The following is a 23,631-nucleotide window of genomic DNA, read 5'->3' on the forward strand; positions in this document are numbered from 1 at the left end:
CAGCGGCCTGGCCACCCCCACCGAGAGCGCGGCCCTCACCGCGGCTTACGCCATCCTCACCCAGGCGGTGGCCCACCGGGAGCTGGACTGGCCCCTGCTGCGCCGCTGCCTGGCCGACTGCACCCAGGTGATCGGCGGCGTGATGGTGATCCTGGGCATGGCCCTGGGGCTCACCAACTATCTGGTGGATGCCGGCATCCCCGACGCCGCGGTGGAATGGGTGCAGGCCGCCCTGCCCAACAAGTTCGCCTTCCTGGTCGCCCTCAACGCCTTCCTGTTCCTGGCCGGCGCGCTGATGGAGATCTACGCCGCCATCGTCGTGCTGGTGCCCCTGCTGCTGCCGGTGGCCCTGAGCTATGGCATCGACCCCGTACACTTCGGCGTGATCTTCCTGGCGGTGATGGAGATGGGCTTCCTGTGCCCGCCGGCCGGCATGAACATCTTCTTCGCCTCGGCCATGTTCGCCCGACCGGTCAAGGAGATTGCCATCTCGGTACTGCCGGCCCTGCTGGCCATATTCCTGGGGGCGCTGGCGATCTCATGGCTGCCCTGGCTGGCAACGGGGCTGCCGGGACTGTTCGGCGGATAGGACAACCCGTCTCGGGGAGTGGTCGCCGCGGCATGATCCGGCTCATCGCCGGGAGAGCCATTTCAGCATGGTCTCCAGGAGCTTTTCCGGCTCGACGGGTTTGCTGAGGAAGTCGTTCATACCTGCTTCCAGGCACGCCTTGCGATCCTCGGCGAAGGCGTTGGCGGTCATGGCAATGATGGGTGAATCGCGGTTGAGGGAGTCTGCGCGGATGCCCCGGGCAGATTCGATGCCATTCATTCTCGGCATCTGCATATCCATCAGGATCAATGCATAGGGCGTTTCGCGGGCCATCTGCAGGGCCTGCAGCCCATTTTCGGCAAGATCGACCACGACGTGAACATCCTCCAGCATGAAAAGGGCGACCTCCCGGTTGATGGGTTCGTCTTCGACGAGCAGGATGCGCGCGCCCGCATGCCTGCTCTGGATCTGTCTTCCCGCCGGACTCGTCACATGGGCATCAACGGCATCGGCGGGTGCATCGCTATTCTTCGACAGGCGCACTGCAAACCAGAAGGTGCTGCCCCGCCCGGCGGCGCTTTCAACGCCGATTTCTCCCCTCATCAACTGAATCAAGGATTTGGTGATCGCAAGCCCGAGACCACTTCCGCCGTAACGGCGGGTCATCGAGTTGTCGGCCTGCTCGAAGGCCTTGAACAGGCGCCGCTGGGCATCAGCGCTGATACCGATGCCGGAGTCGCAAACCTCGATGCGGACCCGGACATCGCTCGGCGTTTCGTCCATCAGCCAGACCCGTATGGTGACCTCGCCCTGCTCGGTGAACTTGATGGCATTCCCGACCAGGTTGATCAGCACCTGGGAGAGGCGCAAGGGATCACCCCGCAGTGGCATCCGGGCAAGCCTCACCGGGAGGTCCACTTCGAGGCGCAGACCTTTCTCGGCCGCCTTCTGACCCAGTACACACATCAGTTTGTCCAGCAGGCTGCCGATTTCCAGCGGGGCATCCTCCAGATGCATCCTGCCGGCCTCTATTTTGGAAATATCGAGGATGTCATTGAGCACTGCGAGCAGGTGATCCGCCGCCCGCCGCGCCTTATCCAGGTGATCCAGGCCGGCCGCATCCGCCATGTGGCGTCGGGCCAGGGTCAGCATGCCGATGATCCCGCTCATGGGCGTGCGTAGCTCGTGGCTCATGTTGGCAAGAAAGGTGCTCTTTGACCGGTTCGCCGCCTCGGCGGCGTTCTTGGCCACCGACAGATCCGTCGTGCGGGCCTCGACGAGCTGCTCCAGATGGTTCCGGTGACGCGCCAGCTCCAGCTCGGTACGCTTGCGGTCGGTGATGTCCCGGGCAAAGCCGACGGTGCCGATGATCTTCCCGTCCAGCTCCACGGGCGACTTGTAGGTCTCCAGCCAGCACCGCTGGCCCGCGGCATCGATCTCCTCCTCAACGGTCCTGGGTTGCCCATCGCGCAGCACCGCCTGATCGTCGCCCATGAACTGAGCTGCCACGGCCGGCGCCCAGAAATCAAGATCGGTCTTGCCGACCAGATCGTCGGCCGTGGGGATGCCAGCCACCCTTGCATAGGCTGTGTTGGCGGCAAGGATGCGACTGTCCCGGTCTTTCAACCAGACCATGAAGGGGAAGTTGTCCAGCACGGCGCGCTGGTAGCGTTCGCGGGCACGCAGCGCCTCCTCGATCTGCTTGCGCTCGGTGATGTCGGCCCCTGAACTGAGCGTTCCGATGACCTGACCGGAATTGTCCGCAAGATAGGTGCGCCGCCATCCGATCAATCGCAAATCCCCGACCCTGGTCAGAACGGGGCTCTCATGGCCCTCGAGGACGGTCGGTTTGCGGGCCATCATGTCAAGGAAGGCTGGGAGCATCCGTGCGACACCATCCGGTTGGGGAACACAGGTGGCGAACCAGTTGCGACCGAGAAGCTCGGCTTCGGTATAGCCCAGCAGTTCCTGTCCGGCCCGGTTGATCATGGTGATGCAGCCCGAGGTATCCAGGGCTACCATCAGCGTCTGGGTGGTATCCAGATAGCGCTGGTTGAGATCGCGTTCCTGGCGCAGCGCGGCCTCGGCGTGCAGTCGCTCGGAGAGATCGATGTCGAGGCAGTACATTTCCGGGCCATCCGCCCCCGCCTGCAGCACATGGCTGGAATAGACCGTGACCGTGGTGCCGTCCTTGCGTCGCAGGGTCATTTGGCCAGGCGGTATCGCCGGCCCACCCGATGCAGAGGCAGTGATTGCGGCAACAACCTCCTCGCGCATGGCGTCCGGAATGATCAGGTCTTCCAGCTGCTGCCCCAGGGCCTCCGACCGGGAATAGCCATAGAGCTGCTCGCTCGCCCGGTTCCAGAAAATGACCCGGCGATGCCTGTCGTAGCCCTGAACCGCAATGTTCGTGGTGTTCTCGAAGAGGGAACGGAAGCGCTGCTCGCTGTTGCGCAGGGCTTGCTCCTGCCGCCGCATCTCGGTGATGTCCCGGGCGATGCCGTAGAGGCCGACAATCTCACCCTGCTCATTGCGGACGGGGTACTTCCGGTTGTCCACCCATCCGGTGCTGCCGTCCGGATTCTCGTAGGCCTGCACTTCCCGCACCGACGAGGCAGTAGCGAAGACCTGCTTCTCCAGGCGATAGTAGATGTCGGCGTACGCCTCCGGAAAAATGTCGTAGTCGGTCAAGCCAACGAGGTCGGAGCGCTGGGCCAGCCGCTCACACAGCGCACACAGGGACCGGCTGGCCCCGGTGATGACATGGTTGCGGTCCTTGAAGAAAATGAAATCGTCGGAGTTCTCCAGCATGACGGCCAGGGGCCCGCTTCCGGGTATGGCCGCCACTGTCCGGGGAAGGCGCCTGGCATCATGAAGCATCAGATCCAGAAGACACCCTTGTGTCCCGGACTCGACTCGGGCGCTCACCCTGATGCAAATGATCCGGCCATCCGCACGCCTCAGCCGGAGATTGCAAACCTCCGACCGGGGGGAGAACAGGATCGCCGCCAGATCGGCATCATCCGAATGAATAATCCCCGGCAGGGTCACGATACCCTCAAGGAAAGCCTCGGGTGGATAGCCGAGCAGGCCGGTCACGCCGGCATCCACGCTCAGGATCCGCGGCGCCTTTTCAGTCAGCGCGAAACGGAAGGTGGCATCCGGTTGCAAAGGGGGAGTGTCGCGAATCATGCCTCTCGCTCATCGGTGATCCGTTGCAGTCGAAGCGCACCAGCGACGCCCGCCGTGGTGCACGACACCGCCACTATATCCCCGTCGAGGCGGCAATGGCTTGACACACGGCACGGCGGCCGTTCGGATCCATCCGGGGGGAGCCGGGTCAGGGCAGTGCTGAAACACGGTGCCCACTTCCGAAATGAGGCCCCTGGGCACGCAGGCCCATCGGGTCGCAACTGCGGGCCTTGCCCTTGAGCTTGGGAGGGGCCGGACCGAGCGTTCGGCCGTTCCCGCGCGGGCGGACGCTACGTCATCCAGCGCGCCGCGGCCGAGTCGTCGGCCTCGCGGGCATCCACCCAGCGCCCGCCTTCAGGGGTGTCTTCCTTCTTCCAGAAGGGGGCGCGGGTCTTGAGGTAGTCCATGATGAACTCGCAGGCGGCGAAAGCATCGCCCCGGTGGGCGCTGGCCACCCCGACAAAGACGATGCGCTCCCCCGGCAGCAGGCGGCCGAAGCGGTGGATGACGCGCACGCCCTGGAGCTGCCAACGCCCGCCGGCCTCGGCGATGATGGCCTCGAGGGATTTCTCGGTCATGCCGGGGTAGTGCTCGAGGGTCATCGCCGACACCTCGCTCCCGGCCCCACTCAGCTTGTCGGCCCGGACCAGGCCGACGAAGGTGACCACCGCCCCCACGTCCAGGCGCCCGGCGGACAGGGCCGCCGTCTCGGCCCCCACATCGAAATCGGCTTCCTGAACGCTGACACTCATCTTCAACCTCCGGTCACGGGGGGGAAAAACGCGATCTCGTCCCGATCGGCAACGGCCGATTCAGGCCCGACCATCTCCTGGTTGATCGCCGCACGCACGTTGCGCCCCTCACCCAGGGCCTCCCAGGCGCCGCCGCGCCGGGCCAGGTGGCCCCGCAGGGCGCCAATGGTGGAGACGGACTCGGGCAGGGTCAGGGTTTCGTGGGAATAGCCCAGGGTCTCCCTCAGGCTGGCGAAGTAAAGGACTTTGACGCTCATGACAACAGCTCGGAATAAGGGATGAATGACACCCGGTCGCCGGCCGCGATGGCCTGCCCGGCCGGATTGTCGATGACGCCGTCGGCCCATACCGTGGAGGTGAGCACACCCGGCCCCTGGTTGGGAAAAAGCGTAACCCGGCCATCATCGGCGATCCGCGCCCGCAGGAACTCCCGGCGCCGGTCGGGCCGGGGCCACTCGAAGGCGGCGGTGAGGGGGATGGCCTTCGGCAGGCAATCCACCACGCCCTGGGCGCGCAGCACGAAGGGCCGCACCAGCAGGATGAAGGTGACGAAGCTGGACACCGGGTTGCCGGGCAGGCCGATGAAGGCCGCACCGGGACCGCCGGCCGGATCATTGACCCGCCCGAAGGCCACCGGCTTGCCGGGCTTCATGGCCACCAGCCAGGAATCCAGACGCCCCTCGGCGCTGACCGCCGGCTTGATGTGGTCCTCCTCGCCCATGGATACTCCGCCGCTGGTGACGATCAGATCGTTGCTGCCCGCCGCGCTGCGCAGGGCAGCCCGGGTGGCCTCCAGGCTGTCGGGCACGATGCCCAGGTCGCACACCTGGCAGCCCAGGGCTTCCAGCAGGCCGCGCAGCACGTAGCGGTTGGAGTTGTAGATGGCCCCTGGCGGCAAGGGCTCGCCGGGCATAACCAGCTCGTCGCCGGTGGAAAACAGCGCCACCCGCAGGCGCCGGAACACCGGCAGCGTGGCGCAGCCCACCGACGCGGCCAGGCCCAGCATCTGCGGGTTGAGGCGCACCCCGGCGGCCAGCACGGTGGCACCCAGGGCGATGTCCTCGCCGGCCCGGCGGATCCACTCGCCAACCCGGGGCACATGGTTGATCAGCACATCGCCGCCCTCCACGGTGCACAGCTCCTGCATCACCACCGCATCCGCCCCATGGGGAATCGGTGCGCCGGTGAAGATGCGCGCGGCCGTGCCCCGCTCCAGGGTATGACCGACGCTGCCGGCGGGAATGCGCTGCCCCACCCGCAGACGCGCGCCGGGGGCTGCCACATCCGCGGCGCATACGGCGTAGCCGTCCATTGAGGAATTGTCCAGCGGCGGCACCTGCAGGCCGGACACCTGGGCCCGGGCCAGCACCCGGCCCAGGGCCTCGGCGGTGGGCACCTGCTCGATGTCGGCAAGCGGTTCGGCGGCGGCCAGCAGCGCCGCACGCACCTCGTCGAAGGGACGCAGGGAAGAATTCATGAAAGCCCTTGATGAGTAAGGATGAAGGCGGCCACGGCGGCCGGATCATTGAGATTGAGACAGGGCAAGGGCGCCGATAGATCCGCGTCCGTGGCAATGGCCACGATGGCCGGGTTGTCGGGGTAGAGCAGCGCCTTGCCGTGGGCCGGGCGATGGATCTCGATCTTGGGGATGGGCACGTCCTTGAAGCCCTCCACCAGCACCAGATCGCAGGGCGACAGGATGGCCAGCTGGGCGCCCAGATCCGGCTCGGGCGCGCCGCGCATCTCGTGCATCAGCACCCAGCGCTCATCGGACACCAGCAGGATCTCCCCCGCCCCGGCCTCCCGGTGCCGCCAGGAATCCTTGCCCGGCTTGTCCACGTCGAAGCCATGGTGGGCATGCTTGATCACCGAGACGCGCAGGCCACGGGCAGTGATCTCGGGGATCACCCGCTCAATCAGGGTGGTCTTGCCGGAGCCGGACCAGCCGGCGAGGCCGAAGACTTTCATGGGAATGTGCTGTGCTCCTGCTGGATCATTCAGTGTCGCCGATATCGTTGCTCTGTGCTTCGAGATCCTGACGGTCACGTTCAAGCTCCCGGCGCAGTTCGTCCTCGCTGGGCAACACCAGGCGGTACTTGCTGGCGAAAATCTGTTCGCTCTCGTGCAACACCGAGTACCGCACGACTGACTGGTCCTTGTTGCCGCACAGCAGGATGCCCACCGTCGGGTTGTCATCCGCGCCACGCCGAAGATCGTCGTAAAGGCGCACATACATGTCCATCTGCCCGATGTCCTGGTGCGTCAGCTCGCCGGTCTTCAGATCAATCAGCACGAAGCACTTGAGCAGATAGTTATAGAACACCAGGTCCACATAGAAATCCTTGCTCTCGGTGCTGATGCGCTGCTGGCGTGCCACGAAGGCAAAGCCCTTGCCCAGCTCCAGCAAGAAGCCCTGCAGCTTGTCCATGAGCGCCTGTTCAAGACTGGACTCCAGCAGCTTGCCTGCATTCGGCAGGCCCAGAAACTCCAGCACCACCGGATCGCGCACAAAAGCGCGGGGCGAGTGCGCAAGGGCGGCCAGATTCATATCAGCCTCGGCGGTCACTGCGGCCTTGTCCTGACTCAGCAGCAGGCGTTCGTAATACAGCGTGCCAATCTGCCTTTCGAGTGCCCGCGAACTCCAGTTCTGAACGGCCGCCTCGCGCATGTACCACTGGCGCGCCTCGTCGCTTTCCACCCGGGTCAGTACCCGGTAATGGGTCCAGCTCAATTCGTGACGCAGCGCGTCACACTTTGGAAATGCCTGATAGAACAGGCGCATGTAACGCAGATTTGAGGCATCGAAGCCCTTGCCGAATTCCCGCGTCAAGGCCTGCCCCAGCTGCGGCAGCAGGCGCTTTCCATAGGCCGCGCGAGCCTGACCGCCCTGCTCGAACTCGACGATGTGTCGGCCGATCTGCCAGCAGGTCTGCACCTGCACCACATCCACCTGGCGCAGCACTTGCTGGCGAGCCTGCACGATCAGACCACGCAAGGCATCCAGCAGATCCGGCGGAGCCTGATTGCCGGGTGATCCGGAGGGTGCGAAGGTCATGGCGCGTCAGACGCAGTCAGGTACTGACGACACACCCCAGGCCGGCAATCGGGATGGCGAACAATGATGGATGGCGGATAGTGTGGCACGGCGCGGAAATGTGGGCGGACAGGCGCCGGATTGTAGCAAGACAGGGGAATCCGAACAGGTGAGCGAGTGGGGTCGACTCCATCGCAGCCTCGTTGGACCTCTTCATGGACTCGGCAACCACGCAGGCGGTCGTCAATGGCCTGGGGAGAGCCCATGCGCATGATCAAAGGCAGGTAGCTCCAGCTCAAATCTCTACACACTGTGTAGAGAATCCCCGATCACGGAAGGTCAGGTGGGCATCGTCCGCGGCCTTGTGCTGCCCTGACTGGTGCACGACGCAGGGTATTAGCTCGCTGGAAGCCAGCGAACCGCCGGTGCTCGCCTAAGGTCATCCCAAACACCGGAGCGCCAGCCAGTAACAGCCAGCCGGGCCTGGAGAGCCTTGCCTGGCGTGGCAAAGACGCTTTCCACACTAAACGCGAACATAGCCAATGAACCTCCCCCCCACCTCAAAGCCCGACAGACCCAAGGCGCTTGATCTGGATCACGAGTGGGCAGAGGATGGACTGCCGAGGGTCGCTGCTCGCACTCGAACTCACCATAGGCGCCCACATGGCGATTGCGTACACTCCGTCAGCAGACGGCCTATCACACCCCCACGCGGAACACCTCATGACCCCGTTCAGCACAACCCGGCATTTCCCATCAAAGCCAGCCGACGTATTCGCCGCCGTCAAGGACGGAAAGCGTCTTGCCCGATGGTGGGGGCCGAATGGCTTTTCCAACCGCTTCGAAGTGTTCGAGTTCCAGCCGGGCGGCCGGTGGATCTTCAGCATGATCGGCCCGGACGGTACGGTTTATCCCAATGAGTCGGTCTTCTCCCGCATCGAGGCCGATCGCCTGGTGGTGATCCGGCACATCTGCCCGCCCGTCTTCGAGCTCACCATCACCCTTGAGCCTCTTGACGATGGAACCCGGCTCGAGTGGGTGCAGGCGTTCTCCGACCCCTCGGTCGCCCGGGCCGTTGCCCACATCGTCGCGCCCGCCAACGAAGAGAATCTCGACCGTCTGGGCGCCGAGCTGGGCCTGGACAAACACCCCGGATGATCGGCGGGCGCCGGCATCCTGCAGCATAGACCTCAGGCTAGCGGGACGCGCCGAAGCGGACCTGCGCTGCAGCCTGCATGGCGGGTGAGTCGAGTGCGGGGTCGCCGCGCAGGCAGGCCCGCAGCATGGGCAGGGAATCCAGCCCCCAGAACAGCCTCTCGCCGAGGGTGATGGTCGGTACGCCGAACACGCCCGCGGCGGCGGAGCGGCTTGTGTTGTCCTTGAGGGCGGCCTTGACCTCAGGAGCCGCCAGCCGAAAGGCAGCATCGGCTTCGGTCATGCCCAGGCGCTCAAGCACGGCCTGCCAGGCCTGCGGGCTGTCCGGGTCGCAACCGGTGGTGTAGAGCTGGTCGAACACAGCCGACGCCGCCTGCGGAATGCAGTCCAGGGCCACGATCAGGCGGAGGTAGCGGAGCGGATTGAAGGGATGCACCGACGGCATCAAAAAGGGCAGGCCCTGCTGCTGCGCGGTCCAGGTGCACAGCTCATAGGTGAGGCGGCGCTTGCGCTCAATCTCCGCCGGCCCCTTGTGACCAAAGACGTTGAGCAAGCCAGCAAACAGCACCGGACGCCGCGCCAGTGCGATGGGCAAAGGCTCCCGGCGCAGGGCCTGGTCCATCAGGAAGGCCCAGGGCGAGATCACGTCAAAATGGAGAATGGCGTCGGCTGCGGGTTGGGTTAGGGTCAAGACAGGCTCCGGAGCGGATGCAGAGGGGGCGAAACGCACGTGAGGAAGGTGTCAGCTGGCCAGCGCCGGGCCCTCGACCCGCACCTCGCGGATGGGCAGATTGATCACCGCCGCCATGGCGGCCAGGGCCATGTCGGCGTACCACATCCAGTTGTAGTTGCCGAACTCGACCACGGCCAGGCCCCCCAGCCAGGCCCCCAGAAAGCCGCCGATCTGGTGGGACAGCAGGGTGAGGCCGAACAGCGTACCCAGGTAGCGCACGCCAAAGAGCTTGCTGACCAGGGTGGCGGTGGGGGGCACCGTGGCCAGCCAGGTAAAGCCGAGACCGGCGGCGAACACGTAGAAGGTCAGGGGTGAGGATGGCAGGAGCAGGTAGCCGCCAACCAGCACGACACGGGAGCCGTACATGACGGCCAGCACGTACTTGCTGCGATAGCGCGACACGCACGAACCCGCGTAGAGGCTGCCCAGGATGTTGGCCAGGCCGATGATCGCCAGCGACCAGCTGGCGACAGACGGCGGCAGGCCGCATAGGTCCACTTCGCCGGGAAGGTGGGTGACAAGAAAAGCGATGTGAAAACCGCAGGTGAAGAAGCCCAGATGCAGAAGCAGGTAACTGCGGTCGGCCATCGCCTCACGAATGGCGCGCATCACGCCCTGATCGGCTTCCGCATGGGTCGGCGGCGGTGTTGCCACCGGCCGGGTAAGCTGCCCCACCAAGGGCAGCGCGGCCAGGGCCATCAAGGCCATGGCCCACATGGTGTTCATCCAGCCGACGGTCTGAATGAGCTTCTGCAGGATGGGGGCGAACAGGAACTGGCCGAAGGAGCCGCCGGCATTGATCACCCCGGATGCGCTACCCCGCGCCTCAACAGGCAGGCGCCGGGCCGCGGCACCGATGAGCACCGAGAAACTGGCACCTCCAGCGCCAACCTGGGTTAGCAGACCGATGGCGACGATAAGGCCGAAGCCCGAGCCCATGAAGGGCGTGACAGCACAGCCCAAGGCCAGCAGCAGCACGGAAGCCAGCAGCACCGGGCGTGCCCCGTAGCGGTCGGCCACGGCACCGGCTACCGGCTGGATGGCACCCCAGGTGAATTGGCCGATGGCCATGGCGAAGCTGATGGTGGCAATGCCCAGGCCCGTCGCGCTATTGATCGGGCTGACGAACAGGCCGAGCGACTGGCGCAGGCCCATGGTGATGGCCAGGATCCCGGCGGCCAGCAAGGTGGTGAGCAGGACTTTGGGAGTGCGCAGGGAACGGAACATGGACCGAAACTCAGAAGCACCAGGGCTTTGCCGGGTTCAGGGTCGCAGCAAGCAGGTCCACCCGGTCGCTCCCCCAGAACAGCTCGCCCCGGTAGATGAAAGACGGCGCGCCGAACACGCCGAGGGCCTCCGCCCGGGCCAGGGCGGCAGCCAGCTCGGCCGACGCGCAGGTTGATAGCCAGTTACGCCAGTCCTGCACGCCCAGCCCGGCCGAAGCAAGGGCAGTCTCAATCTCGGCATGGGACTCCAGATCGAACTCACGACGCCAGAAGGCCGTCAACATCGGGTCACAGAATTCCCACAGGCGATCCCTGGACTTGGCAAACAACATGGCCTGGCTGCCGAGGGTAGCATCCCATAGCTTGGTGGTGGCACGGATGGTGAGCCCCTGCCGGGTGGCTAGCCGGCGGCAATCCATGTACAGATACCTGACCTTCGCCATGTCGCGGCTGGAGCGCGCCTCGACCTCACCGCCGTAGGCGGCACGAAAATCGGTAATGAACGGCCACCAGTCAAAGCGGCAGCCACTACGCTCCGCCAGCAGGCGGGCCGGCTTGAGCGCCAGGTAGGAATAGGGGCTGCACAGGTCGATGAAGGCATCAACCGCCTGTTCGTCGTGTTCGTGCATGGGCAAGATCATTCCACCCGGAAAAGGTTCTGTCTGGCCTCCGCGGAGGTGGAGACATCGACCCAGCGCTCCCGCAGCAAATCCACCCCCCGCCCGACCGCTGGCCGGCTGCGCACCCGGCCATACCAGGCCTGGACATTGGCAAAGTCATCCAGGGCCACGCCGGTGAGTGAGTGGATGCGTATCCACGGAAAGCAGGCCATGTCGGCAATGGAGTAATCACCGCAAAGATGATCCCTGCCGCTCAGGCGCTGATCGAGCACCTTGAGCAGCCGTCGTGTCTCGTTCTGATAGCGCCCGATGGCATAAGGCACCGGGCTGGGCGCGTAGCGGAAGAAGTGCTGGGCCTGCCCCATCATCGGCCCGAGCCCACCCACTTGCCAGAACAGCCATTGCAGCATCTCCAGGCGGCCTCGCGGATCGGTGGGGATAAAGCGCCTTTCCTTTTCGGCCAGGTAGAGCATCACGGCACCACTCTCAAACACGGTGACGGGCGCGCCGCCGTCCAGCGGGGCGTGATCGACGATGGCCGGGATCCGGGCGTTGGGATTGATGGCCCGGTAGCTGGCCTCGCGCTGCGCACCCCGGGTGATGTCGATGGGGATGAGCCGGTAGGGGATGCCCAGTTCCTCCACCAGGATCTGCACCTTGTGCCCGTTGGGCGCCGGCCAGCTATACAGGTCGATCATGGCCCTCTACTTCTCGACCTTGCCGTGCATGACCATGATGGTCTGCTGCATCAGCGCACAGAGGGTTTCCCTGCCCTCCTTCACCGCAAACACCTCGGCCTGGGTCACGATCAGCGTGCGGCCGGAGCGGACCACCGCGCCCCGGGCGATAAGCTTCTCCCCATCGGCGGGTGCCATCAGGTTCATCTTGAACTCCACGGTCAGCACCGAGGCGTTGGCCGGCACCATGGTCATCGCTGCATAGCCGGCCGCCGAGTCGGCGATCATGCCGACCACGCCGCCATGGACGAAGCCGTGCTGCTGCTCCACACCCTGCCAGTGGGGCAGATGGATCTCGGTGCGGCCCTGCTCCACGACCGGTAGCGAGGCCTGGATGAGGTGCATGGCGTTCTGCCGCTCAAAACTGGCACGGATACGCTCGGCGAAGTGGGGGTCTGAAATGTGGGCCATGTCCAACGTCTCCAGGAAGGGGGAACTGAACGGATTAGAATTCATGTATCGGTGCCGTACAAACGAGTTTTTCGGCCCTTTACATGAGTCCAGAGAATGTCAATTGCCCTTTCCAGAATCCCCTCGATCGATTTCTTGCGCGGCTTCGTCGCGGTTGGGCGACGCATGAGCATCACCCTCGCCGCCCAAGATCTGTTCCTGACCCAATCCGCCATCAGCCGGCAGATCCGCGGGCTGGAGTCGGCCCTGGGCGTGAAGTTGTTCGAACGCGCGCACCGGGCCATCCACTTCACACCCGAGGGGGAACGGCTGTTCCTGGTTGCCGACCATGCCATGCAACAGCTACAGGACGGCATCGGCGCGCTGCAGGCCAGCACAGCGCAGCAGCCCGTCACCGTGACGGCGAGCATCGCCTTCATCGGGCTGTGGCTGCTACCTCGCCTGCCCGGCTTCCAGCAGCTACACCCCAAGGTTGAAGTGCGCCTTTCGGCCAATAACAACATCGTTGACCTACGCCAGGAAGGCCTGGACATCGCCATCCGCTATTGCGCCGGAGAGGCCATGCCCACCGGCGCCAGACGGCTGTTTGGCGAGACCATCTTTCCGGTGGCGCACCCGAGCCTCGGCATTACCAGGCTGGACGACCCGGAGATCATCGCCCGCTCGGTCTTGCTCCAGTTTGAAGGTGTGGCCTCCCCGTGCTGGCAGTGGGAAGCCTGGCTCGACATGCAGGGTTGGTCGGGGGTCAGGCCGAAGGGCATCGTCCGTTTCAATCTCTTCGACCAGATGATTCACGCTGCAATTGCCGGCCAGGGCATTGCCCTGGGGCGCAGCCAGTTCATCCACCCGATGCTGGAGGATGGCCGCCTCCTTGCGCTGCCGACACTGCAGCCCGGCCCATCGTCCAACAAGGTCTTCTGCCTGCTGCAGCGCGACCGGACTCCATCTAAGGAAACTCAGGCCTTGATCGACTGGATTGTGGCCGAAGCACGGCACACCGACGCGCTGCCGGTGACCCGGTAGTCCGGGCAGCCATGCGGCCCGCATGGCTGCCTTGCTGCTCCGGGCGGGCATGGATAGAATCCGTGGTGCCATCACGTGGGGACGACCTCACGTCAGACACAACCCGGCTGGGACGACCCGCCCCGCATGCTGAGGTGCGTCATGGCTTGGTTTACACTTCTTCTCGCCGGTCTGCTGGAGATCGGCTGGGCCATTGGGCTCAAATACACCCAAGGTTTCACACGGCTGTGGCCCTCGGTCGCGACCCTGGCGTCGATGCTCGCGAGCTTGCTGCTGCTTGCCAGTGTGCTCCGCACCCTCCCCCTAGGAACCGCCTACGCCATCTGGACCGGCATCGGTGCGGTGGGTACGGTGGCGCTCGGCATCATCCTGTTCGGAGAGCCGGCCGGCGCTGGCCGGCTGATCTGCGTGGGGCTGATCGTGGCAGGCATCGCCGGACTGAAGCTGCTGGCCTGAGCGTGGCCTCCTGCCGCAGCCTCAGCCCTCCGGACCAGGCCTCTCGGCACCCTGCAGCCGCAACGCCATGTCGGCCTTGCGGGCGATCATCTTGTCCGCCAGTGCAGGGCGGCCACCGCACTCACGGATCAGATCACGGATGCGTTCGTCGGGGATGGCGGTGACGACGCGGATGGCGGCCTCGAGATCGGAGGGGCTGATGTCGCCGAACAGCCGGCAGGCGTGGGGGTTGTCCGGGTTGCGGCGCAGGCTGTCCAGTTCCCCCACATGGTCCCCGAAGGCCTTGCCCTTGGGGTCGCCACCGGCCCGAAACTCCAGGGCGCCGCCCACGTCGAGGGTCAGCACAGTGCCACCGATGACGCCCTGGTTGTCTCCGTCAAAGCCGGCCGCGTCCCAGTTGGCCGTCCAGGCGTGCACACCCAACCAGTGCTGGGCCTGCCGGCGTTCGCGCTCGGTCAGCAGGGAGACGTGCTTCTTGTCGAGGCTCAGCAGTTCGGTGGCGATCTGGTCTGGCGCTTCGGTACGGACGTAGGGCAGGATGGGGGCGCCGGCCAGGCCGTAGAGCTGGGCCGCCAGCCACTCGTTGCGGGCATGGGCGGGGGATTCTAGGGTCTTCACGTAGTAGCGCCGGCCGCTGTCGTCCGCATAGATGCCGGCCGCATTGCTGCCCCGCTGCCCGCCCACGCGCTGCAGGCGGGCGGTATCGATCACGCAGGGGTCGGCGGTGTTCATCATGGCAGGTCGGGGCCCGGAGCGTCAGGGAATCGGCTGGGTACGGCGGACCAGGGCCAGTTGCGACGAGGTTTCGATGGCGCCTTTACGGGCGCGGCGCACGTCACGAATGGCCTGTTCCGGGTCCATGCCCAGCTCCACCAGCAGCCGCGCCGCGATCATGCCGGCACGGCCCAGGCCGCCCTTGCAATGGACCAGCACGTCCTCACCGCCCCGCAGCAGACTGCGGATCTCCTGCCCTTGCGTCAGCCACTGCCGCTCGAAGTCGTGGCAGGGCACGCTGAAATCGGCAATGGGCAGGTGGCGCCAGAGGATGCCCCGCCGATGCACCTCATGGCCCAGCAGGGGAACCCGGAGGGACAGGAGCTCCACAGGTTCCACCAGGGTCAGCACCAAGCGCGCCCCCCAGGCGGCGATGGCGTCCAGATCGACGCCCAGATCACGGGCCCAGGCGCCGGTGGCTGCCCATTGATCGTGTTTGCCGGGGCAGAAGGTGATGCCGATGCGGCCGTGGGACGGGCTGGCACGCACCTCCGCGATCTGCAGGGGGTGGGTGTGGCTGGTGCGTACTCCGGTCATGGCCGTCAGACTCGTAGCCTGCCAAATGACGATACCCCGATTCTGCCAGATCTCTTCCCGGAGGCGACCGGACATCGGCTGTTGATGAGCCCCGTGCTCAGGATGCGGGATCGAGACGGACGATGTCCACGCCGGTGACCTTGCCATCAATGGCCGCAACCAGCGCCGCAAAGTGGGGTGTGGCCATGTGGCGGTCAAGGGTGGCATCGTCCTGCCAGCGCTCGATCATCACGAAGCTGTCCGGCTTGTCGCGGGTGATGTGCAGGTCGTACTGCAGGCAACCCGCTTCGGCACGACTGGGCGGGACAATCTGATCCAGGGCCTGGCGAACCTCGGCGCGGAACTCGGGTTTGGCGGAAATGGTGGCGACGACGCTGAGTGACATGGAAAGACTCCGGTGAATGGGTGGCGGGGCCGGGATGGCCATGCCTGATCCGTCAGGGATGCAGTGTCAATGAAAGGCCTCTCCAAGAGAAGCCCGGCGGGTGCGCTAACCGCCGCCTGGCAAACCGCAAGGCACCGCCAGAACCGGCGCGAAGCCGCCCCCCGGCGTGCGAAAGTTGGTGGTTTGCCCCCGGTAGAGGCGTGCAGTGACGAGCTGCACCTCGCCCCGGTAGACGTAGTTGCGCAAATCCATCTTCAGATCCACCGCGGCCCCTTCCACCTCCAGACGGCGCTCGGACGGGGGCACCAGGGCCTGGGCAATATAGTCGCCGGCGAGGATCTCGCCAAAGACCCGCCGGGTGAGCTTGTCGCCCCGGTAGGTTCCCCGACTGCCGAAACCGGAGGCAGGCTTGAAGAACAACTGCCGCCGACGCGCCCAAAGATCATCGGCGCGCGCCGGGCCGACCGCCTCGGTGTGGGGCACGCCCTCGCCCAGAATGGCAACGGTGGCTTCATCCACGCCCAGGCGACGCAGAGCCCCGGGATCGGACAACAGCACCAGGTTGCGCTTGTCGGCGTACAGGGCGTGGGCACGGGGATGGGGGGTGATCACCGCCGAACCATCCAGCCAGGCGCTGCGCAGGGCAGCACTGGATGCCGCCTCGAAGGCAAAATCGGTGAGGCGGTTATAGACCAGATCCACGGGCTGTCCGTGGAGGGTGAGGCCCTCCGCCGAATGGACCAGCTCGGCCGGATCGCAGATGCGGGCCGCAATGCCATGACGTTCGAACAGGCGCTGGAAGAGCAGGAACTCGGGCAACAGGTACTGGCCCTGGGGCGCCTCGTCGACGATGGCGATGGTGCGCAGGGGCACGTCGCCCCGCACTAGGCGCCACTCGCTGCGGAACATGTCCACGAAGCGGGTCTCCAGGTCGTTGGCCGCGTCGGGTAGCGCGTCCATCACCTGGGCCACCTCGGGGCAGCAGGCACGCTGGGCGCGGCCGAGAATGGCGTTGAGCAGCGCCCCGCCGGCATTGGTGTTGATCTCGATGAGCCGCGGGCCGCCTTCTCCCAGGTGGAAGTCGTATCCGAGGAACACGCCTGCGGCGGCCGTCGTCTGCCGTGCCATCGCCGGCGCCCAGCCAAGCACGGCCTCCTGCCAGGCCGGCAGGGCCACCACCCGTTCAATGGCTGCGACCAGTGCTGCCATGGCCTCCACATGACGAGCCGAGACAAAGGCCATGGCGTCGGCAAAGAGGTGCGGGCGGGACTCGGCGAGCAAGGCCTGCAGGGCACCATCCCGCGGATCCCGGGCCAGGGCATCCAGGAGCGCCTGGCGGTCCAGGGAGACACAGGGGCAACCCGCATTGAGCGCTTCGGCGGTCCCGGAACAGTCACCGGAGCTCAGGGCCTTCGTAATCAGGGCGAGCGCATCGGGGGGCATGGCGGCGGACTTGGCGGGCACGGACGGGCTCCCTGGAATGGACGCGGATGATTCTAGCAAGCCGGGGCCGGCCATCCCTTTGCGCAGGTCAAGGCCGGCCGACGATCACAGTCCGCGGGCGACTGAAGTCGCCCCCACAATCCCCTGCAACCTCCACGCGTGACCGGGGTTACGCCTGTCAGCCCTGGCTGGCTGGCGGCGGTAGCTGTTCAAGAAAGGCCACCACCTCCGCCTCCACCTTGCTCCGGCGCATGGGCGGCAGGCTCTGCCAGACCCGCTTGCCGTAGGGCTTGGTAAGCATGCGAGGATCGCAGATCGCGAGGACACCCTTGTCCTGCTCGGTGCGGATAAGCCGGCCGGCGCCCTGCTTGACGTTGATGACGGCGCGCGGGAGCTGGTATTCCATGAAGGGATTGCGGCCGGATTTCTGCATGTGTTCGATGCGGGCAGCAAGCACGGGGTCGTCGGGCGGGGCGAAGGGCAGCTTGTCGATGACCACCACCGACAGGGCATCGCCGGGCACATCGACACCTTCCCAGAAGCTCTGGCTGGCCACCAGGATGGCATTGCCCAGGCGCCGGAAGCGATCGAGCAACTCGGTGCGCGAGCCCTCCCCCTGGATGAGCAGGGGCAGCTTGAGCTTCTCCCGCTCCAGCTTCTCGGCGATGACTTCGTGAATGCGCCGCATGGCCCGCAGGGAGGTGCACAGCACAAAGGCACGGCCCTGGGCCGCCCGAATCAGGGGGAAAGCCACCGCTGCCACTGCATCCGGGTACTCCGGGCTGTTGGGCTCGGGCATGTTCTGGGGGGCATACAGCACGGCCTGCTGCGGGTAGTCGAAGGGGCTGCCCCACACGGCTGTATCAATGGGCGGCTCGACCCAGTGGAGGCCAAGCTCCCGGCAGTAGTGGCCAAAATCACGGCCGACGGCGAGGGTCGCCGAGGTGAACACCCAGGCCCGCGGGTGGCCATCCATCTGGCGCTTGAAGATGCTGGCGATGGACAGGGGCGTGGCGTGCAGGGCCAGGGACTGGCTGAAGACCTCGACCCAGCGCACCCAGTCTGTCCCCTCGGGGCGCTGCCAGCGGGCCAGGACCTGCTGCAGCTCCTGGGTGCGCCGCAGACAGTTGGCAAGACCCTCCGAGCGCTCGGCCTGGGTTTCGAGCATGGCGCCAAAGCCGGTCAGCTCGGCATCCAGGGCTTCGACCGCTTCATGGAAGGGCTTGTTGTCTTCCAGTTGGGCAAAGCCGAAGCGGGCGTTCTCGGCATTGACCGTCAGGCGCAGATCGCGGGCAGATTTTTCGAGCTTGCGGGTGGCCTCGATGAGATCGAGACAGTCCCGGGCGGCGGCCACGGTTTCGGAGCGGGTGTCCCGGGCCAGCTCGAGGAGCTGGGAGGTGGACACGCTCTCGCCGAAGAACAGGCTGGCGGTTTCTGGGAGCTGATGGGCTTCGTCGAAGATGACCGCGTTACAGGAGGGCAGCAGCTCGCCCATGCCTTCGTCGCGGAGCATCACGTCGGCAAAGAACAGGTGATGATTGACCACCACCACGTCGGCATCCATGGCGGCGCGACGGGCGGCGGCCACGAAGCACTCCTTGATGTTGGGGCACTCCTGACCCAGGCAGTTGTCCCGGGACGAGGTGGCAAACATCCACGCGGCAGCATCCTCGGGCACCTCGGGGCATTCGGCCTTGTCGCCGCTCTGGCTGATCTCCATGAAGCGCCCGATGGCGCGCAGGTGGGCGGCGTCCTCGGGAGTGGTGAAGCGCCCGTCCACCAGGTTGCGGGCCAGGTGGTAGTGGCACACGTAGTTGGCGCGCCCCTTGAGGAGCGCCACGCCCACCGGCACCTTGAGGGCGGCGCGGATGGTGGGCAGATCCCGGTTGAAGAGCTGATCCTGGAGGGTCTTGGTGCCGGTAGAGATGATCACCTTGCCGCCGCCCAGCAGCGCCGGCACCAGGTAGGCGTAGGTCTTGCCGGTGCCGGTGCCGGCCTCGGCCACCAGCACGCCGTTGTCCTTGAGGGTGGCGGCGATGTGCTCGGCCATCTCGATCTGCTGCGGCCGCGGGTTGAAACCGGGAATGGCGGCGGCCAGGGGGCCGTCGGCGGCAAAGGCTTTTTCTACGTTCATGGATGTTCCGGCAATGCTGCGCTCACTCGACCACGTCCACCCGCAGCCACACGTCGGCCTGGCTGCTGCGGCTGTCCCGACCGATGCCGGCGGTGCCCTGAGTAGAGCGGCTCGTGTCGGTCTGACTCCCGCCCAGGGGAATCCACTCCCCCAGCCGCCCGCTGATGGTGGTGGACAACCGGCGGGTCTCGATGACGCCATCGGCCCCCACGCGCTCCATGCCTGGCGCGATCTCGATGTTCACCCGCTCACCGACGAGCTGGGGCGAGGCCAGGAAGCCACTGCCCACGTCGGTGTAGCGCACGCTGTCGACAGCCTGCCAGCCGCTTCCGCTGGGGCGCCATTCACGCATGGGCACGGGCAGAGCGTGCCCGACGCGGATCAGAGCGCGGCCTCCTTCGACCACCTGGACCTGCTGACTGACACCTTCGGCCTGCCGATACTGCCCTGCCCCGCCCTCGATGCGGATGGCACTGCGCCCCGGCTCCAGCCTGCCCGACAGACCAACGCCCGCCCCCTGCCCTTCACTGTTGCGATCCTGCCGCACCGACACCACCAGCCGCCGCAGCGGCGTGTCGAGGGCCGCGATGGCGGCCTGCAGTTCGGCGAGGTTGGCCGGCGAAACACGGATCAGGATCTTGTCGTCCAGGGTGCTCAAGGCACCGCCCTGCTCCACCAGTGGCCGCAAGGCCGGCACGATCTGCGCCGCGCTGCGATGGCGCAGGGTGATGATCTCGAGGCGACCATCGGCAATGGCAGACAGGGAGACGGCCGAGAGAGCAAGGAGAAGACCGGCGTAACGCCCGAGCATCGGCGTTTCAGTCCACCCGGTGGGCTTCAGCCAGGTAATCACGGGAACGCATCTCGATGAGACGGCTCACGGTGCGGTGAAACTCGCTGGCCTGACGCCCTTCCACGTAAAGATCGTAGGCCTGGCATTCGGCACTGACCAGCAGCTTGACCCGATGGTCGTAGAGCACGTCGATCAGCCAGGTAAAGCGCCGCGCCTCGGAGGCCATGGCAGCGCTCATCTTCGGCACGCGGGAGAGGATCAGGGTGTGGTATTCCCGGGCGATCTCCAGGTAGTCGTTCTGGGAGCGGTTGCCGGCGCACAGGGTATCGAAGTCGAACCAGATCACCCCCGGCGCAATGCGCTGGACCTTGAGCTTGCGCTCGAGCACTTCGATCTCGCCAGGCGCGCCCTTGGTGCCGGCGATCTTCTCGAAGTCGGTGGCCAGGTGCTTGTCGGCCGCGTCGTCGCCCGGCACCAGGAAGGCATCCATCTGCTCGAGGGTGCGCAGGCGGTAGTCGGTGCCGTGATCCACCTCGACCACGTCGAAGCGACGCTTGATCATGTCGATGGTGGGCAGGAAGTTGATGCGCTGCAGGCCGTTGGGATACAGGCCATCCGGCGGGTAGTTGGAGGTCATCACGAAGATGGTCCCGCGGGCAAACAGGGCCTCCAGCAGGCGACCGAGGATCATCGCGTCGGCGATGTCCGACACATGGAATTCATCGAAGCACAGCAGGCGGGTCTGGCGGGCGATACGGTCAGCCACCTTTTGCAGGGGATCCGCCTCGTTGTTGAGGTTCTTCAGGTCGTTCTGGACTTCCTGCATGAAGGCATGAAAGTGCACCCGGCGCTTGCGCTGGTAAGGCACCGAATCATAGAAGCAGTCCATCAGAAAGCTCTTGCCACGCCCGACACCGCCCCAGAAATAGACGCTGCGCGGCTGCTTCGGCCGGGACAGCAGCTTGCGAATGGTGCCTCGCCTTGCCGCCTTGAAGAACACCAGTTCGGAGTACAGGCCCTGCAGGCGCTGGGCGGCGGCACGCTGGGCCGGGTCGGACTTGAAGCCACGCGCCTTGAGGGTGGCGTCGTAGGCGTCGAGCATGCCGTGTTCGGCTACCTTGAGGATTCGATGGGGCATCTTCGTGAAATGTTCTTATGGGTGCTACGGATGGAAACGGGGGTGGTGAGGCATTTTACGCCTGACCACCCCCGGCTGACGCAGGAGCCGGCGAACCGGCCCCCAGCGATCAGAAGTGCAGAGGACGCTTGTCCACCGCCAGTGCGGCTTCGTGGACGACTTCCGACAGGGTCGGGTGAGCATGGCAGATGCGGGCCAGATCTTCGGACGCACCGGCAAACTCCATGGTCACCACGGCCTCGCCAATCAGCTCGGAAGCGTTGGAGCCAATTATGTGCACGCCGAGGATACGGTCGGTGTTGGCATCGGCGATCATCTTCACGAAACCGGCCGGCGTTCCGGCACCCAGGGCACGGCCATTGGCCATGAAGGGGATCTTGCCGACCTTGTAAGCGGCGCCTTCGGCCTTGAGCTGCTGCTCGGTCTTGCCCACCCAGGCGATCTCCGGGGAGGTGTAGATGACCCAAGGGATGGTGTCGAAGTTGCAGTGGCCTGCCTGACCAGCCATCAGTTCGGCAACCATCACACCTTCTTCCATTGCCTTGTGGGCCAGCATCGGGCCACGCACCACATCACCCACGGCCCAAACGCCCGGCAGGCTGGTCTTGCAATGACCGTCGACTTCGATGAATCCCCGTTCGTCGATCTTCAGACCAACCGCTTCTGCATTAAGACCGGCGGTGTTGGGCACGCGACCGACAGAAACGATCAGGCGGTCAAACTCTGCCTTCTGGGCGCCGTCCTTGGTCTCGTACTCGACGGTAACCGACTTCTTGCCGACCGTAACCTTGCCGACCTTGACGGACAGCTTGATGTCGAGGCCCTGCTTGGTGAAGAGCTTGAGGGCTTCCTTGGCGAGATCCTGATCAGCGGCACCGAGGAAGCTGTCCATCGCTTCAAGGATGGTCACCTGGGAACCGAGGCGATTCCAGACGGAGCCCATCTCCAGGCCAATCACCCCGGAACCGATCAGGCCGAGACGCTTGGGAACCGCATCGATGTCGAGGGCGCCGATGTTGTCGCACACCAGCTTGTTGTCCACGGGAATGCCCGGCAGGTGACGGGCGGTGGAGCCGGTCGCCACGATGACCTGCTTGGCCTCGACCACCTCTTCACCCACCTTGACCTGCCAGCCGGCGTCGGTCTTGCCGACGAATGCACCATGGCCTGCCAGGAAGGTGACCTTGTTCTTCTTGAACAGGCCCTTGATACCGGCGGTGAGCTGCTCGACGATCTTGGACTTGCGGCCGATCATCTTGGCCACGTCGATCTTCGGGGTGCCGACGGAGATACCCTGCTCTTCGAAGGCGTGACCGGCTTCCTCGAACAGGTGGGAGGTGTGCAGCAGCGCCTTGGACGGGATGCAGCCCACGTTCAGGCAGGTCCCGCCCAGACGGGGCTCGCCCTTCGGGTCGGCGTAGGGATTGGATTCAGCGCAGGCCGTGTTGAAACCGAGTTGCGCGGCGCGGATTGCAGCCACATAGCCACCGGGACCACCGCCGATGACCAGAACGTCGAATTGCTTCGCCATGTGTTTTCTTCCTTGTTCGGATTGAAACAAGGCACGGCGGCGGCAGACAAGCTGCCGCGGCCGTGCCTCAGGTCAGTAAGATCAGACGTCGAGCAGCAGACGGGCCGGATCTTCCAGGGCTTCCTTCATGGTCACCAGACCGAGGACGGCTTCGCGACCGTCGATGATGCGGTGATCGTAGGACATGGCGAGGTAGTTGATCGGACGCACCACGACCTGACCATTCTCGACCACGGCACGGTCCTTGGTGGCATGGATGCCGAGGATCGCGGACTGGGGCGGGTTGATGATCGGGGTGGACATCATGGAACCGAACACGCCACCGTTGGAGATCGAGAAGGTGCCACCGGTGAGCTCTTCGATGGAGATCTTGCCGTCCTTGGCCTTCTGGCCGTACTCGGCAATCTTCTTCTCGATGTCGGCCACCGACATCTGGTCGGCGTCACGCAGGATGGGCACCACCAGACCACGGGGGGAGCCAACCGCGATGCCGATGTCGATGTAGCCGTGATAGACGATGTCGTTGCCATCGACCGAGGCGTTCAGGATGGGGAACTTCTTGAGGGCGGCGACGGCGGCCTTCACGAAGAAGCCCATGAAGCCCAGGCGCACGCCATGAGCCTTCTCGAACTTGTCGGCGTACTGCTTGCGCAGGGCCATGACCGGCGCCATGTTGACTTCGTTGAAGGTGGTCAGGATGGCGTTTTCGTTCTTGGACTGGATCAGTCGCTCGGCGATACGGGCGCGCAGACGGGTCATGGGAACGCGCTGCTCGGCACGGTCACCGGAGGCGACTGCCACGGCGGGAGCCACAGCGGCGGCCGCAGGCTTGGCCTGGGCGGCGACAGCGTCTTCCTTGGTCACACGGCCGCCACGGCCGGAACCGGGAAATGATCGCTGCCGACGCTAACCGCTCGGGTTCGATCACGACATTTGACATCGTAGAGTTCCGCAAGTTGATCCTGGGTATCTACAACGAACTGCCGAACAACACCTCGTGGAGATTT

At 65.4% G+C, this 23,631-nt stretch carries 23 protein-coding genes and 1 pseudogene; 4 read left to right on the forward strand and 20 right to left on the reverse strand.

The window, feature by feature from the left end:
• A partial coding sequence (locus J0L98_RS16115) for a TRAP transporter large permease subunit (protein ID WP_296412826.1) occupies positions 1 to 589 on the forward strand: 589 nt, incomplete at its 5' end.
• 42 nt (positions 590 to 631) lie between these two features.
• On the opposite strand, the gene J0L98_RS16120 is transcribed toward J0L98_RS16115, so the two are convergent.
• From J0L98_RS16120 to J0L98_RS16145, 6 genes are all read right to left on the reverse strand, one after another.
• Positions 632 to 3,742, reverse strand: a complete 3,111-nt coding sequence (locus tag J0L98_RS16120) for a PAS domain S-box protein (RefSeq protein ID WP_296412827.1) — start codon at positions 3,740 to 3,742, stop codon at positions 632 to 634.
• Positions 3,743 to 4,032: 290 nt separating this feature from the next.
• Positions 4,033 to 4,494, reverse strand: a complete 462-nt coding sequence (moaE, locus tag J0L98_RS16125) for a molybdopterin synthase catalytic subunit MoaE (RefSeq protein WP_296412828.1) — start codon at positions 4,492 to 4,494, stop codon at positions 4,033 to 4,035.
• Positions 4,495 to 4,496: 2 nt separating this feature from the next.
• Positions 4,497 to 4,751 carry a molybdopterin converting factor subunit 1 gene (gene moaD / locus J0L98_RS16130; RefSeq protein ID WP_296403681.1) on the reverse strand — a complete coding sequence of 85 codons (255 nt, stop codon included), beginning with the start codon at positions 4,749 to 4,751 and terminating at the stop codon, positions 4,497 to 4,499.
• Positions 4,748 to 5,971, reverse strand: a complete 1,224-nt coding sequence (gene glp / locus J0L98_RS16135; RefSeq protein WP_296412829.1) for a gephyrin-like molybdotransferase Glp — start codon at positions 5,969 to 5,971, stop codon at positions 4,748 to 4,750. Before glp ends, moaD begins: the two co-directional genes overlap by 4 nt.
• On the reverse strand, positions 5,968 to 6,462 hold the full coding sequence (gene mobB, locus J0L98_RS16140; protein WP_296412830.1) for a molybdopterin-guanine dinucleotide biosynthesis protein B: 495 nt from the start codon (positions 6,460 to 6,462) through the stop codon (positions 5,968 to 5,970). Before mobB ends, glp begins: the two co-directional genes overlap by 4 nt.
• 25 nt (positions 6,463 to 6,487) lie before the next feature.
• Positions 6,488 to 7,549 (reverse strand): PDDEXK nuclease domain-containing protein, encoded by a 1,062-nt coding sequence (locus tag J0L98_RS16145; RefSeq protein WP_296412831.1) that lies wholly within the window; start codon positions 7,547 to 7,549, stop codon positions 6,488 to 6,490.
• Between the two features lie 702 nt (positions 7,550 to 8,251).
• Here J0L98_RS16145 and J0L98_RS16150 point away from each other — a divergent pair.
• Positions 8,252 to 8,686 carry an SRPBCC domain-containing protein gene (locus J0L98_RS16150; protein WP_296412832.1) on the forward strand — a complete coding sequence of 145 codons (435 nt, stop codon included), beginning with the start codon at positions 8,252 to 8,254 and terminating at the stop codon, positions 8,684 to 8,686.
• 37 nt (positions 8,687 to 8,723) lie between these two features.
• Here J0L98_RS16150 and J0L98_RS16155 read toward each other — a convergent pair whose 3' ends face one another.
• Genes J0L98_RS16155 through J0L98_RS16175 form a run of 5 tightly spaced genes read right to left on the reverse strand, consistent with a single transcriptional unit; the run spans position 8,724 to position 12,410 of the window.
• Positions 8,724 to 9,374 carry a DsbA family protein gene (locus J0L98_RS16155; protein WP_296412833.1) on the reverse strand — a complete coding sequence of 217 codons (651 nt, stop codon included), beginning with the start codon at positions 9,372 to 9,374 and terminating at the stop codon, positions 8,724 to 8,726.
• 51 nt (positions 9,375 to 9,425) lie between these two features.
• The gene (locus J0L98_RS16160; RefSeq protein ID WP_296412834.1) at positions 9,426 to 10,643 is read right to left on the reverse strand and encodes an MFS transporter; all 1,218 of its coding nucleotides are present in this window, start codon (positions 10,641 to 10,643) and stop codon (positions 9,426 to 9,428) included.
• 10 nt (positions 10,644 to 10,653) lie between these two features.
• Entirely contained in the window at positions 10,654 to 11,271 is a 618-nt protein-coding gene (locus J0L98_RS16165) for a DsbA family protein (protein ID WP_296412836.1), read from the reverse strand.
• A gap of 8 nt (positions 11,272 to 11,279) precedes the next feature.
• Entirely contained in the window at positions 11,280 to 11,960 is a 681-nt protein-coding gene (locus tag J0L98_RS16170; RefSeq protein ID WP_296412838.1) for a glutathione S-transferase N-terminal domain-containing protein, read from the reverse strand.
• Between the two features lie 6 nt (positions 11,961 to 11,966).
• The gene (locus J0L98_RS16175; protein ID WP_296412839.1) at positions 11,967 to 12,410 is read right to left on the reverse strand and encodes a PaaI family thioesterase; all 444 of its coding nucleotides are present in this window, start codon (positions 12,408 to 12,410) and stop codon (positions 11,967 to 11,969) included.
• Positions 12,411 to 12,506: 96 nt separating this feature from the next.
• Here J0L98_RS16175 and J0L98_RS16180 point away from each other — a divergent pair, with 96 nt between their 5' ends.
• Both J0L98_RS16180 and sugE read left to right on the forward strand, forming a co-directional pair.
• Positions 12,507 to 13,433, forward strand: a complete 927-nt coding sequence (locus J0L98_RS16180) for a LysR substrate-binding domain-containing protein (protein ID WP_296412840.1) — start codon at positions 12,507 to 12,509, stop codon at positions 13,431 to 13,433.
• 141 nt (positions 13,434 to 13,574) lie between these two features.
• Positions 13,575 to 13,889, forward strand: a complete 315-nt coding sequence (sugE, locus tag J0L98_RS16185; RefSeq protein WP_296412841.1) for a quaternary ammonium compound efflux SMR transporter SugE — start codon at positions 13,575 to 13,577, stop codon at positions 13,887 to 13,889.
• A 21-nt stretch (positions 13,890 to 13,910) separates the two neighbouring features.
• Here sugE and J0L98_RS16190 read toward each other — a convergent pair whose 3' ends face one another.
• The 9 genes and pseudogenes from J0L98_RS16190 to odhB all read right to left on the reverse strand — a co-directional run.
• Entirely contained in the window at positions 13,911 to 14,624 is a 714-nt protein-coding gene (locus J0L98_RS16190) for a hypothetical protein (protein ID WP_296412842.1), read from the reverse strand.
• Between the two features lie 21 nt (positions 14,625 to 14,645).
• The gene (locus J0L98_RS16195) at positions 14,646 to 15,275 is read right to left on the reverse strand and encodes a cyclin-dependent kinase inhibitor 3 family protein (RefSeq protein ID WP_296412843.1); all 630 of its coding nucleotides are present in this window, start codon (positions 15,273 to 15,275) and stop codon (positions 14,646 to 14,648) included.
• A 22-nt stretch (positions 15,276 to 15,297) separates the two neighbouring features.
• The gene (locus J0L98_RS16200; RefSeq protein WP_296412844.1) at positions 15,298 to 15,585 is read right to left on the reverse strand and encodes a putative quinol monooxygenase; all 288 of its coding nucleotides are present in this window, start codon (positions 15,583 to 15,585) and stop codon (positions 15,298 to 15,300) included.
• Between the two features lie 105 nt (positions 15,586 to 15,690).
• Complete coding sequence (locus tag J0L98_RS16205) at positions 15,691 to 17,049, reverse strand: hypothetical protein (RefSeq protein WP_296412845.1); 1,359 nt, start codon at positions 17,047 to 17,049, stop codon at positions 15,691 to 15,693.
• A 157-nt stretch (positions 17,050 to 17,206) separates the two neighbouring features.
• Positions 17,207 to 19,162: an ATP-dependent DNA helicase gene (locus J0L98_RS16210; protein WP_296412846.1), complete on the reverse strand. Its 1,956-nt coding sequence runs from the start codon at positions 19,160 to 19,162 to the stop codon at positions 17,207 to 17,209.
• A gap of 22 nt (positions 19,163 to 19,184) precedes the next feature.
• Positions 19,185 to 20,015: a hypothetical protein gene (locus tag J0L98_RS16215; RefSeq protein ID WP_296412847.1), complete on the reverse strand. Its 831-nt coding sequence runs from the start codon at positions 20,013 to 20,015 to the stop codon at positions 19,185 to 19,187.
• Positions 19,981 to 21,093 carry a cell division protein ZapE gene (zapE, locus tag J0L98_RS16220; RefSeq protein ID WP_296412848.1) on the reverse strand — a complete coding sequence of 371 codons (1,113 nt, stop codon included), beginning with the start codon at positions 21,091 to 21,093 and terminating at the stop codon, positions 19,981 to 19,983. The genes J0L98_RS16215 and zapE overlap by 35 nt, the downstream gene beginning before the upstream one ends.
• Before the next feature lie 109 nt (positions 21,094 to 21,202).
• Positions 21,203 to 22,624 (reverse strand): dihydrolipoyl dehydrogenase, encoded by a 1,422-nt coding sequence (gene lpdA, locus J0L98_RS16225; RefSeq protein ID WP_296412849.1) that lies wholly within the window; start codon positions 22,622 to 22,624, stop codon positions 21,203 to 21,205.
• An 81-nt stretch (positions 22,625 to 22,705) separates the two neighbouring features.
• Positions 22,706 to 23,509: pseudogene (odhB, locus tag J0L98_RS16230) on the reverse strand (2-oxoglutarate dehydrogenase complex dihydrolipoyllysine-residue succinyltransferase); the annotation flags it as partial.
• Between the last annotated feature and the right edge of the window lie 122 nt (positions 23,510 to 23,631).

The sequence above is a fragment of the Zoogloea sp. genome (assembly GCF_017302315.1).
GTDB lineage: Bacteria > Pseudomonadota > Gammaproteobacteria > Burkholderiales > Rhodocyclaceae > Zoogloea.